Raw genomic sequence first — 12,525 nt, forward strand, 5'->3', positions numbered from 1 at the left:
CGATCGCGCTGCGCGCTCGTCCTCGAACGCCGGACGGGCTGGGTGTCTGCCGCACCGTCGGCACGGGACGTACCGACGCACCGGTGCCCCCGGACGGCGGGTTCGCCGTCCGGGGGCACCGGTGTCGTGACGCGTGGCCGGTGTCAGCCCGCGTCGGCCGGGGCCGAGACCTCAGCCTGCTGCTGCTCTGCCGCGACCGCCTTCTTCGCGGCCTTCTTGGCAGGTGCCTTCTTGGCGGCCGTCTTCTTGGCGGGTGCCTTCTTGGCGGCGGCCTTCTTGGCAGGTGCCTTCTTGGCCGGGGTCTTCTTGGCGGCGGGCGCCGCGGCCACGGGCTCCGCCGAAGCCGCGTCCGTGGAGGGCGCCTCCGTGGAAGCCGTCTCCGTGGCGGCGGCCTCCGCGGAGGCCGCCTCCTTGGCGGCGGTCTTCTTCGTCGCCGTCTTCTTGGCAGCGGTCTTCTTCGTCGCCGCCTTCTTAGCGGTCGCCTTCTTGGCCGACTTGCGGGCGGCGGCCTTCTTGGCGGCCGGAGCGGCCTCCTCGGTGACCTCGGCGGCCTCGGTGACCTCGGCGGCGTCCTTGGCGGGCGCCTCGGCGGGTGCCGGGGACTCGGCCGGCCTGTCCGCCGACGGGACGACCGTCACGGCCGCCTCCGCGGAAGCGGTCGGCGCGGCCGCCTTGCGCACGGCACGGCGGCGCGGACGGGCCGCGGGAGCCGCGGAGTCCTCGACGACCGGCTCGGCGCTCGGCGCGGCCACCGCTTCGGCGGGCGCCTCGGCGGCCACCGCGGGCTCCGGCTTGGCCGGCTCCGCGATGATCACCTCGGCGCTGTCGGCGGCCGCCTTCGGCGAACCGGCCGGAGCCGTCGCCTTGCGGGTCGCACGCCGACGCGTACGCCCCTTGGGGGCCGCGTCGTCCTCGGCGGCCGCGGGAACCTCGGCCACGGGCGCCGCAGGCTCGGCGACCGGAGCGACAGCGGCGGCGGGAGCCTCGGCGGGCTCGCCCACCGCGGTCCGCGCGGCCTCCAGGGACTCGGCCGACGGCACGGACGCAGCGGTGTCCGCGGCCTCCTCGGCGGGAGCGGCGGCCTCCGCGGCCTCCGCCTTCGCCCTTGCCCTGTCCGCACGGGACTTGGCCTTCTTCTCCGCGCGTCCGGCCTTGTCGCCCCTCTCGGAGCGCTGGGAACGCTCGGCGGGCTCGGCGGGCTGGGCGGAGGAAGGCGCCTCCGTGGCGTCGGCGGCCTCCGTCTCCGGCTTGGGCGCACCCGCGGGAGCGGACGCGCGCCGCGTGGCACGGCGCCGCGAACGGCCGCGGGAAGCGGCGGCCTCGGCCTCGGCCGGGCTGCTGTACAGCTCCTCGTCGGGCACGAACGCCGGCTCGGGCAGCGCGATCGGCTCGGCGATCTCCGCGGCGACCTCGGCCACCGTCTCGGCGGTCCCGGTCCCGGCCGTGTCGGCGCTCTCGTGCGTGTGCTCGGCCGTGGCCGCCTGGTCGCCGCCGCGCCCGCGCTTCTTGCGCTTGCCGCCGCCGCCCGGGGCCGTGGCCTGGTCCATGTGGACGATGACGCCGCGGCCGTTGCAGTGCACGCAGGTCTCGGAGAACGACTCCAGGAGGCCCTGGCCCACCCGCTTGCGGGTCATCTGGACCAGACCGAGCGAGGTGACCTCGGCGACCTGGTGCTTCGTCCGGTCCCGGCCCAGGCACTCCAGCATCCGGCGCAGGACCAGATCCCGGTTGGACTCCAGGACCATGTCGATGAAGTCGACGACGACGATGCCGCCGAGGTCGCGCAGCCGCAGCTGACGCACGATCTCCTCGGCCGCCTCGAGGTTGTTCCTCGTCACGGTCTCTTCGAGGTTGCCGCCCTGACCGGTGAACTTGCCGGTGTTGACGTCGATCACGACCATCGCCTCGGTCTTGTCGATCACGAGGGAGCCGCCCGAGGGCAGCCACACCTTGCGGTCGAGCGCCTTGGCGAGCTGCTCGTCGATCCGGTACGTCGCGAAGACGTCGACCTCGGACGTCCACCGCTGGAGGCGGTCCGCCAGGTCGGGCGCCACGTGCGAGACATAGCCGTGGATGGTCTCCCACGCCTCGTCACCGCTGATGATGACCTTCGAGAAGTCCTCGTTGAAGATGTCGCGGACCACGCGGACGGTCATGTCCGGCTCGCCGTACAGCAGGCTCGGCGAGCTGGTCGTGGTCATCTTCGACTTCTTGAGGATGTCCTCCCACTGCGCCTGGAGCCGCTCCACGTCGCGGCGCAGCTCCTCCTCGCTCGCGCCCTCGGCGGCGGTGCGCACGATGACGCCCGCGTCCTCGGGGACGATCTTCTTGAGGATGGTCTTCAGACGCGCCCGCTCGGTGTCGGGCAGCTTGCGGCTGATCCCGGTCATCGAGCCCTCGGGCACGTAGACCAGATAGCGGCCCGGCAGCGAGACCTGGCTGGTCAGGCGGGCGCCCTTGTGGCCGATCGGGTCCTTGGTGACCTGGACGAGGACGGACTGGCCCGACTTCAGGGCGGACTCGATGCGGCGCGGGCCGCCCGCCATGCCGAGGGCCTCGAAGTTGACCTCACCGGCGTACAGGACGGCGTTGCGGCCCTTGCCGATGTCGATGAAGGCGGCCTCCATCGAGGGGAGCACGTTCTGGACCTTGCCCAGGTAGACGTTGCCGACGTAGCTCGTCGACTGCTCCTTGTTGACGTAGTGCTCGACGAGGATGTTGTCCTCGAGGACACCGATCTGGGTGCGGTCGCCGTTCTGACGGACGATCATCTCCCGGTTGACCGCCTCGCGGCGGGCCAGGAACTCGGCCTCGGTGATGATCGGCACCCGGCGGCGGCCCTGCTCGCGGCCCTCGCGGCGGCGCTGCTTCTTCGCCTCCAGACGCGTGGAGCCCTTGATGGACTGCACCTCGTCCGACGGGGCGTCGTCGCCCTTCTTGCGGGGCTCGCGGACCTTGACGACCGTACGCTCCGGGTCGCCCTCGCCCGGCTCGCTCTCGGCGCTGTCCCCGGCGCGGCGGCGACGGCGACGGCGGCGACGGCTGCTGCTGGAGCCGGAGCCCCCGCCGGACTCCTCCGCGTCGTCGGCGGACTCGGTCTCGTCGGACCGGTCGGCGCTCTCGGCCTCGTCGGCTGCCTCGTCGCCGTCGGCGGCCTCGTCGGACGGCGAGTCCTCGTCCGTGTCGGCGGCCTCACCGCGACGGCGGCGACGGCCACCGCGGCGACGGCGACGGCCGTGCCGCTCGCCGCCTTCCTCGTTGTCGGCGCCGTCGGTGCTCTCGGCGTTCTCGGCGTTCTCGGTGCTCTCGGTGCTCTCGGCGCTCTCGGCGCTGTCACCGGAGTCGTCGGCGGCGGTGTCCTCGACCGCGGCTCCGCCGGTCCCGGCCGCGGGCTCCACGGCGGCCTCGACCGCCTGCTCGGCGGCGGGCTGCTCGTCCGCGGCGCGACGGCGGCGACGCCGGCGCGGGGTGGTCTCCTCCTCGGCGACGGGCGTCTCCTCGGCCTTGGCAGGCCGCTGCTCGGCCGCTTCGGCGGCGGCCGCGGCGGCGGCGCGCTCCGGAGTCTGGAACATCGGCTCGGCGAAGACGGGCGCCTGGAAGACGGCGACGGCGGGCCGTGCGGGGCGCCGCTCGGAACCGTCACCGGACTGCGCGTCGGGACCGGCGGGAGCAGTGAAACCGGCGGCGGCCTTACGGGTGGCCCGGCGCCGCGCACGACCGCGCGGCGCGTCGGCCTCGGCCTGCTCGGGAGCCTCGGCCGCACGGGCGGCACGCCCACGCGGGGCGGCCTCGGCCCGCTCGGCCTGACCGGACTGCTCGGCCTGACCGGACTGCTCCGGCGCCTCGGTCCGTACGGCCTCGGCGGCCTGGGTGTCGGCGGCGGCGCGGGTGGCGCGGCGACGGGTGCGGCGCGGCGCGGCGTCCGCCTCGGCGGCGGGGGCCTCTTCGGCCTCGGCGGCGGGCGCGGCCTGCGGGGTCTCGACCGTCGGCGCGGCGTCCCCGACCTGGGTCTCGGCGGCGGGCGCGGACGCACCACGGGTGGCACGGCGGCGCGTACGACGCGGCGCGGCGTCCGCCTCCACGGCGGCAACGGAAGCCTCGGCCTGCGCGGCGGGCACGGTGGCGGACGGCTCGGGCTGCGAAGCCTGGGTGGCCTCGGCGGCCTGCGCGGAGTCAGCGGCCTGCGCCTCGGCGGCGGGCGCGGACGCACCACGCGTGGCACGGCGGCGCGTACGACGCGGCGCGGCGTCCGCCTCCACGGCGGCAACGGGAGCCTCGGCCTGCGCGGCGGGCGCGGCGGTGTCCTCGTCGCTGCCCGTGCTCCCGGCAGCGGCGGCCACCGGCTGCTCGGCCGCCGCGCCGGACTGCGGCGAACCGGCCGGCGCGGAGGCGCGGCGGGTCGCACGACGACGCGTACGCGCCGGAGCGGCATCCTCGGCGGCCACCGGCTCGGCGACAGCGGGCTCAGCAGCGGCAGCAGCCCCGGCGGCGGGTGCCTCGGCGGCGACCGGCTCTGCGGCAGCGGCCTCGGCGGCGGTCCTGCCGGTCCCGGCGGACTGCGGCGAACCGGCGGGCGCGGAGGCGCGGCGGGTCGCACGACGACGCGTACGCGCCGGAGCGGCATCCTCGGCGGCCACCGGCTCGACGACTGCAGGCCCAGCAGCGGCAGCAGCCCCGGCGGCGGGCGCCCCGGCGGCGACCGGCTCCGCGGCGACCGGCTCCGCGGCGACCGGCTCTGCGGCGACCGGCTCTGCGGCGACCGGCTCCGCGGCGACCGGCTCCGCGGCAGCGGCGGCGGCCGTCTCAGCCGTCTCGTCGAGTTCCTCGGCGTCCACGTCGGGGTCGACGGGAGCGGTGTCCACGGCGGCGGGGGTGGCCGGTATGGCCGGCGCGGCGTCCGTGGGGGTGCCCGCGGGCGGGCCCGCGGGACGCGACGCGGCCCGGCGCCTGCGGCGCGGGGGCAGGGTGTCGCTGGGTGTGCTGTTGTTGTTCGAACCCTCAGTGGGGTCGTTCGGCTCAAGCATGCGGGCGGTTCTCCCGTCACGCTCCCGGGCGCCGCGCCTGTACCGGAGGTATCCGCGGCTCGCGCTTGCTGCGCGGGGCCGCCGTCCGGGGGCGTGGGCGCCGCACGGGAGCTCTCTGTGTCTTGTCACCGGTTCCGTATGCCCCGCGGGCGTACGGCCTGGCGAAAGTCTTCTGTCGGTGCGCTACCCGACCCAGGTGGCTCCCGAGTACGAGGGTGGCGCTGCGGTGTTTCCGGCGAGCGTCCCTGCGCGGGACCTTCCTTACGCCGGCGCCGTCGCGGCGGCAGAACCGGCGACCCCTGACTGGGGATGCCGGTCGGCCGGGGCGGCCGTGACTGCCTCGCGGTCGGGCGCGAGCGGGTCGGTCACCGTGCCGGTCTCGTCATCGAAAAGCCCCTGCGCCAGCCTGGTCACCGCTGCGGGGACCGGCGGCGCCAGGTCGGCCACAGCTCGGAGACCGGACAGGACGTCGTCGGGTCGGACGGCAGGTGTCACGTGCCGTACAACCAGCCGCAGTATCGCACAGGGCTTGTCGCTCGGCCTATCGGCACGGGAGGCGAGCGCCTCCTGGCCGACGGCGTCCAGGCTCACCACGGCCGCGCGGGCGTCGAAGGTCCGCATGCCGTTCTTCGTGCGGCGCTGGACCTCGACGGTGTCGGCGGCGCGGAAAGCGGCCGCGGCGCGCTCGGCGGCCGCGGGCTCCACGCCGTCCAGACGCAGCTCCCACACGGAGGCGGTGAGCCGGTCGGCGAGGCCGGAGGTGCGGGCCTCGACGGCGTCCGTGATGTCGAGGCCGTCGGGCAGCGACTCGTCGAGCAACTCCCACAGCTTGCGCGGGTCGCGGTGCTCGGTGAGCGCGATCTCCAGATACTCGGCCTCACTGCCCGTGCCGGTGGGTGCGGCATTGGCGTACGACACCTTCGGGTGCGGAGTGAACCCCGCCGAGTACGCCATGGGCACCTCGGCGCGGCGCAGCGCCCGCTCGAAGGCGCGCTGGAAGTCACGGTGGCTGGTGAACCGGAGGCGGCCGCGCTTGGTGTAGCGCAGTCGGATGCGCTGCACCGCGGGTGCGGGCGGCGGGCCTTCGGGCTGTCGCTTGCCCAGGGGAACTTCTCCTCGTGTACGCGGTCCGGGACGCCGCCCCCACGTCGGCGGGGAGCATGTCCGGACTTGCGCTTGCCCAGTGGTGTGGTCCGGGCACCCCCGCACTGGCGGGGAAAAACACGCCGGACCGTCTGCCCTAGAGTACGCGCTTCGCGTCCTCAGGTCCTCTTCGGCCCTGCGGGACCTCACCCGCGGGCACCCGCTCCCGCGGCGCGCCGAACAGCGCGCGCCGCACGTCGGCGCGGGCCTGGCGCACGCTCTGCCAGGCGGCGGCGACGGCCTGGCGCGTGCCGCGGCCCACGGCCCGTGCCGCATCCGCGGCGGGCCGCCACACATGGTCGCGGACGGCGTGTCCGACCGGCGTGAGCACGCTGCGGTACACCCAGCGGGCGGGGTCGACGAAGATCCACCGAAGGAGCCGCCCCACGCACCGCCAGACGGCCCGCGACACGTACCCGGCGACCCGCCAGGCGTGTCGGAGCGCGGCCCCGATCTCCCGCGCCACGACGGCGACACCCCGCCCGATCGGCGCGAGCACCCAGCGCCAGAGGGCCACCGCGGGCACCACGAGGATCCACCGCAGCAGCGTCCCCACCACGAGCACGACGCCCCGCAGCAGCCACACGACCCCGGCCGCCACCCCGCGCGCGACCCACGCGACCGCCCGCCCCACCGGCGCGAGCACCCACGTGTACAGCGCCACCGCGGGCACCACGAACAGCATCCGCAGCGCCCACCGCACGCCCCGCCCGAGCCCCGCGGCCCCGGCGCCGAGCATCCGCGCCAGCCAGGCCAGACCGTGGCCGAGGGGCGTCAGGACGTACGCGTACAGCCACACCGCGGGCACCACGACAAGCATCCGCAGCAGCCAGCCGACGCCGAGCGCGACCGGTACGGCCACGTACCGCCACAGCGCCACCCAGGGCCAGACGAACAGGCACTTCCCGGCGAAGGCCAGAGCGAGCGCGAGCGCCCGGCCCACCGGAGCGAGGACGTACCGCCACAGCGCGCTCAGCGGCACCACCACGAGCGTGTGCCCCAGCCAGGCGAGCGCCCGGCCGACGGGCCGCAGCACGGTGTCCCGCAGGACGCGCCCCACGGCGACGAGCGCGTCCCACAGGAGCCGCACCGGCACCACGAAGATCAGCGCGAGGATCCGTACCGGCAGCCGGATCGCCACCACGAGACAGCCGTCCGCCTGCGCGGCGGGCCGCTCCGGCGCGGGTGTCGCGGGCCGTTTCCGCAGATCCGCCGCGGGCCGTTTTTCCAGATCCATGTCGTCCTAGACGCACGCGGAGCCGCCGCGGCTCCACAAATCGGCGCCCACCTCGGCAGACGCCGAGGTGGGCGGCACAGTCGGGCAGTGAGCGGCCGGTCAGCCGTTCGCCGGTGCCCCGTTCACCACCGTGAGCGGCAGCATCTTCTTGCCGGTGGGACCGACCTGGATCTCGGTCTGCATGGCGGGGCACACACCGCAGTCGAAGCAGGGCGTCCAGCGGCAGTCGTCGACCTCGGTCTCGTCGAGGGCGTCCTGCCAGTCCTCCCAGAGCCAGTCCTTGTCGAGACCGGAGTCCAGGTGGTCCCAGGGCAGGACCTCCTCGTAGGTGCGCTCACGGGTCGTGTACCAGTCGACGTCGACGCCCACCTCGGGCAGCGTCTTGTCGGCGCAGCTCATCCAGCGGTCGTAGCTGAAGTGCTCGCGCCAGCCGTCGAAGCGGCCGCCGTCCTCGTAGACGGCGCGGATGACGGCGCCGAGGCGGCGGTCGCCGCGGGAGAGCAGGCCCTCGACGATGCCGGGCTTGCCGTCGTGGTAGCGGAAGCCGATGGAGCGGCCGTACTTCTTGTCGCCGCGGATCTTGTCGCGGAGCTTCTCCAGGCGGGCGTCGGTCTCCTCGGAGGAGAGCTGCGGGGCCCACTGGAAGGGCGTGTGGGGCTTCGGCACGAAGCCGCCGATGGAGACCGTGCAGCGGATGTCGTTGGAGCCGGAGACCTCGCGGCCCTTCTGGATGACGTTCATCGCCATGTCGGCGATCTGCAGGACGTCCTCGTCGGTCTCGGTGGGCAGGCCGCACATGAAGTACAGCTTCACCTGCCGCCAGCCGTTGCCGTAGGCGGTGGCGACGGTCCTGATCAGGTCCTCTTCGGAGACCATCTTGTTGATGACCTTGCGCATGCGCTCGCTGCCGCCCTCGGGGGCGAAGGTGAGGCCCGAGCGGCGGCCGTTGCGGGTCAGCTCGTTGGCGAGGTCGACGTTGAAGGCGTCCACCCGGGTGGAGGGCAGGGACAGGCCGATCTTGTCCTCTTCGTACCGGTCGGCGAGGCCCTTGGCGATGTCGCCGATCTCGGTGTGGTCGGCGGAGGAGAGCGACAGCAGGCCGACCTCCTCGAAGCCGGTCGCCTTCAAACCCTTGTCGACCATCTCGCCGATGCCCGTGATGGAGCGCTCGCGCACCGGGCGGGTGATCATGCCCGCCTGGCAGAAGCGGCAGCCGCGCGTGCAGCCGCGGAAGATCTCCACGGACATGCGCTCGTGGACGGTCTCGGCGAGCGGGACCAGGGGCTGCTTGGGGTAGGGCCACTCGTCCAGGTCCATGACGGTGTGCTTGGACACGCGCCACGGGACACCGGACCTGTTCGGTACGACACGGCCGATGCGGCCGTCGGGGAGGTACTCGACGTCGTAGAACCCGGGGATGTAGACCGAGCCCGTCCTCGCGAGGCGGAAGAGGACCTCCTCGCGCCCGCCGGGACGGCCCTCGGCCTTCCACTTGCGGATGATCTCCGTCATGTCGAGCACGGCCTGCTCGCCGTCGCCGATGACCGCCGCGTCGATGAAGTCGGCGATCGGCTCGGGGTTGAAGGCCGCGTGGCCGCCCGCGAGGACGATCGGGTCGTCGACGGTCCGGTCCTTGGACTCAAGCGGGATGCCCGCGAGGTCCAGGGCGGTGAGCATGTTCGTGTAGCCCAGCTCCGTGGAGAAGGACAGGCCGAACACGTCGAAGGCCTTCACCGGGCGGTGGCTGTCCACCGTGAACTGCGGGACCCGGTGCTCGCGCATCAGCTCCTCCAGGTCCGGCCACACGCTGTACGTGCGCTCGGCGAGGACGCCCTCGCGCTCGTTGAGCACCTCGTACAGGATCATGACGCCCTGGTTGGGCAGGCCGACCTCGTACGCGTCCGGGTACATCAAGGCCCAGCGGACGTCGCAGGCGTCCCACTCCTTGACGGTGGAGTTGAGCTCGCCGCCCACATACTGGATCGGCTTCTGCACATGCGGGAGCAGGGCTTCGAGCTGCGGGAAAACCGACTCGACAGACATCGCTGGACCTTCGTGAGCTGACAGGGGTGACCCTCAAGCCTAACGTGGCCGGGGCCACCTCTCGTCACGCGTTCGGACCAGCACGAACCGGCACCGACCGGACTCGTCCCTGTGGGCCGTTGTCCCCTCGGGTCAGCCGCCGAGCGCCGAGCGCACCTTGGGCCGGGCAGCCCGCCCCCACACCTCGGGCAGCTCCCGCTCCCCCGCCGCCGCGGCCGCCTCCTCCCTGCCGTACAGCAGGCCCCAGACGAACGCGGACTCCCCGGCGGCGTGCGCCTGGACCGCGAGGTCGCGCAGGGTCTCGCGGGCGACGACGCTGTCCTGGTGTTCGCCGAGCACCGTCTGCACGGCCTTCATGCGCTTGGCGAAGCGGGCCGCGGCCTTGCCGAGGGCGGGCTTCGCGGCCTCGCCCGCGTACCGGGCGCGTTTGGCGGCCTTGCGGGCCTCGTGCAGGGCCAGGTCGCGTTCCTCGCCGGGGGCGAGGGCGAGGGCGTCGCCCACGCGGGCCGCGAGGCGGCCGTAGTCCTTGAGCAGGACCTTGGGCAGGACGTCGGTGGCGGGCGCCGCGGCGGCCTTGCGCAGCGGCGGGTCGGCGAGGAGGGTGTCGAGGCGGTCGACGAGCAGCAGATAGCGCTCGCTGTCGAGGACGGTGAGCGTGAGCTGCCGGGCGTCGGCGCGGCCCGCGACCCCCCAGACCTGCAACCGGGCCCGCGCGGGGCCGAGGAGCAGGGTGCGGGGCACGTCGTCGACGGCGGCCGTGAGGCGGTCGAGGAGGACCTCGCGGTCGCGGTCCACGCCCAGTTCGGCGGCCAGCCACTTCAGTTCGTCGCCCAGGGGGTCGGTGACCGTGCGGTCGAGGACCTTGCGGTACGACTTGAAGGCGCTGCGCAGGCGGCGGGTCGCCACGCGCATCTTGTGGACGGAGTCGGGGACGTCCTGGCGCACGGCGACGTCCCACTCCAGGAGGGCGTCGCGCTGTTTGCGGCAGTAGGCGAGGACGTGGCCGCCCGCCGAGGCGTCGGCGGACTGGAGCGTGCCGGGCCTGCCGGGCCTGCCGGGCTTGTCGCGTGCCGTGTCGCCGCTCGCCGGGCCGGGGCCGCCGTCCGCCGTCTCGGCCAGGGCCCGTGCCAGCTTCGAGGACGCCGCCGAGGGCCGGACGCCGGCCTTGCGCAGCTTCTTGTCCACCTTGTCGAGCAGGGCCGGGTCGCCGCCGTCGGCGAGTTCGACCTCGATCTCCGTCCAGGCGACGGTGCCGGTGCCGCTGCCGAGGCGCTCGGCGAGCACTCCGTCGACGCTGATCTCGGCGAGTACGGCACCGTCGCCGCCGAGGAGGTGGTGGAGGTCGCGGGCGGAGCGCAGCCGGACCACGGGGGCGAGGTCGGCGCCGCGCACATGGGCGCGGACGAGGTCGCGCAGGGCGTCCGGCACGTCGTCGGACGGGTCGTCGGTGAGGGGCGCGTGCACTTCGTCGCGGGTGCCGTGGGCGACGGGCAGTTTCAGGTGCCAGCCCGCGTCGCTGCCGCCGGTGCGGCGGCGCAGCGTGATGGAGGCCGCGGCGAGGCGTTCGTCGGGGGTGTCGTAGTAGACGGCGTCGAGGTCGGTGACGCCTTGGCCGACGACGTCGGCGATGCCTCCGACGCCGGTGAGGTCGGGCAGCGCGCTGTCGGCTGCCGCGTCGTACTTCCGCTCGATCTCGCGCTTGGTCCTGGTACCGGTTCCGGGCTTCCTGTCCGCGTCGCGCTTCGTGTCCGCCATGACATGAACCTAGACGGGATCCGGGACCCTAAACAGGTGCGGTACGGACGACCGTGCCGAGGACGCCGCCGGGGCCTGCCCTCGCACTCCCCGACGGCGGGCCCCGGCGGCGTCCCGGACGGGCCTCAGGCGGACAGCGGCCGCTCCACCTTGATCGACTGGAGTAGTCCGACGGCCACCCAGACGGCGAACATGGACGATCCGCCGTACGACACGAACGGCAGCGGCAGGCCCGCTACGGGCATGATGCCGAGCGTCATCCCGATGTTCTCGAAGGCCTGGAAGGCGAACCAGGCGATGATGCCCGCGGCGACGATCGTGCCGTACAGCTCGGTGGTCTCGCGGGCGATGCGGCAGGCCCGCCAGAGCACGACGCCGAGCAGGAGCAGGATGGCGCCCGCGCCGACGAAGCCGAGCTCCTCGCCCGCGACCGTGAACACGAAGTCCGTCTGCTGCTCGGGGACGAACTGGCCGGTGGTCTGGGAGCCCTTGGTGAGTCCGGTGCCGGTGAGGCCGCCGGAGCCGATCGCGATGCGCGCCTGGTTGGTGTTGTAGCCGACGCCCGCGGGGTCGAGGGCGGGGTTGGCGAAGGCGGCGAAGCGGGCGATCTGGTAGTCGTCGAGGACGCCGAGCTGCCATATGGCGACACCGCCCAGGGCGCCCGCGCCGAGCAGGCCGAAGACCCAGCGGTTGGAGGCGCCGGAGGCCAGCAGCACCCCGAGGATGATCATCACCATGACCATGACCGAGCCGAGGTCGGGCATGAGCAGGACGATCATTATCGGGACGGCGGCGAGGCCGAGCGCCTGCACCACGGTGCGGTGGTCGGGGTGCTCCCTGTCGCCGGCGTCGACGCGGGCCGCGAGCAGCATCGCCATGCCCAGAATGATGGTGATCTTGACGAACTCGGAGGGTTGCAGCGAGAAGCCCGCGATCACCAGCCACGCGTGGGCGCCGTTGATGGTGGCGCCGAGCGGGGTGAGGACGAGCAGCACCAGGAAGACGGAGATGCCGTAGAGGATCGGGACGGCCGTGCGCAGGGTGCGGTGGCCGAGCCAGATCGTGCCGGCCATCAGGCCGAGCCCGATGCCGACGTTGATGACGTGCTTGATGACGAAGGCGTACGGGTCGTCGCCGACGAGTTCCGTGCGGTTGCGGGTCGCCGAGTAGACGAGCGCGGAGCCGATCACGGACAGCGCGAGGGCGCAGAGCAGTATCACCCAGTCGAGCCGGCGCAGTATCGAGTCGCGGGCGAACAGACGGGACATCGTGGAGCGTTCGGGGCCGTAGCCCGAGACGGAGAAACCACCGGTGCCGGCCATG

General features: G+C 74.0%; 6 protein-coding genes. All 6 read right to left on the minus strand.

Annotation, left to right across the window (positions count from 1 at the left end; all coding sequences use genetic code 11):
- Positions 1-143: 143 nt before the first annotated feature.
- Entirely contained in the window at positions 144-5,024 is a 4,881-nt protein-coding gene (locus GPA10_RS06505) for an Rne/Rng family ribonuclease (protein ID WP_157164574.1), read from the minus strand.
- 261 nt (positions 5,025-5,285) lie between these two features.
- Positions 5,286-6,086: a TIGR03936 family radical SAM-associated protein gene (locus GPA10_RS06510; RefSeq protein WP_343040419.1), complete on the minus strand. Its 801-nt coding sequence runs from the start codon at positions 6,084-6,086 to the stop codon at positions 5,286-5,288.
- A gap of 178 nt (positions 6,087-6,264) precedes the next feature.
- The gene (locus GPA10_RS06515; protein ID WP_157164575.1) at positions 6,265-7,404 is read right to left on the minus strand and encodes a hypothetical protein; all 1,140 of its coding nucleotides are present in this window, start codon (positions 7,402-7,404) and stop codon (positions 6,265-6,267) included.
- Between the two features lie 99 nt (positions 7,405-7,503).
- Positions 7,504-9,447 (minus strand): TIGR03960 family B12-binding radical SAM protein, encoded by a 1,944-nt coding sequence (locus GPA10_RS06520; protein WP_058850966.1) that lies wholly within the window; start codon positions 9,445-9,447, stop codon positions 7,504-7,506.
- A gap of 132 nt (positions 9,448-9,579) precedes the next feature.
- Positions 9,580-11,202: a CYTH and CHAD domain-containing protein gene (locus GPA10_RS06525; RefSeq protein ID WP_157164576.1), complete on the minus strand. Its 1,623-nt coding sequence runs from the start codon at positions 11,200-11,202 to the stop codon at positions 9,580-9,582.
- A 125-nt stretch (positions 11,203-11,327) separates the two neighbouring features.
- A complete protein-coding gene (rodA, locus tag GPA10_RS06530; protein ID WP_157164577.1) occupies positions 11,328-12,524 on the minus strand; it encodes a rod shape-determining protein RodA in 1,197 nt (398 codons plus the stop codon).
- Position 12,525 lies beyond the last annotated feature (1 nt).

This window comes from Streptomyces typhae, assembly GCF_009755605.1.
GTDB lineage: Bacteria > Actinomycetota > Actinomycetes > Streptomycetales > Streptomycetaceae > Streptomyces > Streptomyces typhae.

Bases quoted from the DNA above. Each gene is read 5' to 3' on its own strand.
- GPA10_RS06515 (WP_157164575.1), bottom strand. From the start codon at position 7,404: ATGGATCTGGAAAAACGGCCCGCGGCGGATCTGCGGAAACGGCCCGCG.
- GPA10_RS06520 (WP_058850966.1), bottom strand. From the start codon at position 9,447: ATGTCTGTCGAGTCGGTTTTCCCGCAGCTCGAAGCCCTGCTCCCGCAT.
- GPA10_RS06505 (WP_157164574.1), bottom strand. From the start codon at position 5,024: ATGCTTGAGCCGAACGACCCCACTGAGGGTTCGAACAACAACAGCACA.
- rodA (WP_157164577.1), bottom strand. From the start codon at position 12,524: ATGGCCGGCACCGGTGGTTTCTCCGTCTCGGGCTACGGCCCCGAACGC.
- GPA10_RS06525 (WP_157164576.1), bottom strand. From the start codon at position 11,202: ATGGCGGACACGAAGCGCGACGCGGACAGGAAGCCCGGAACCGGTACC.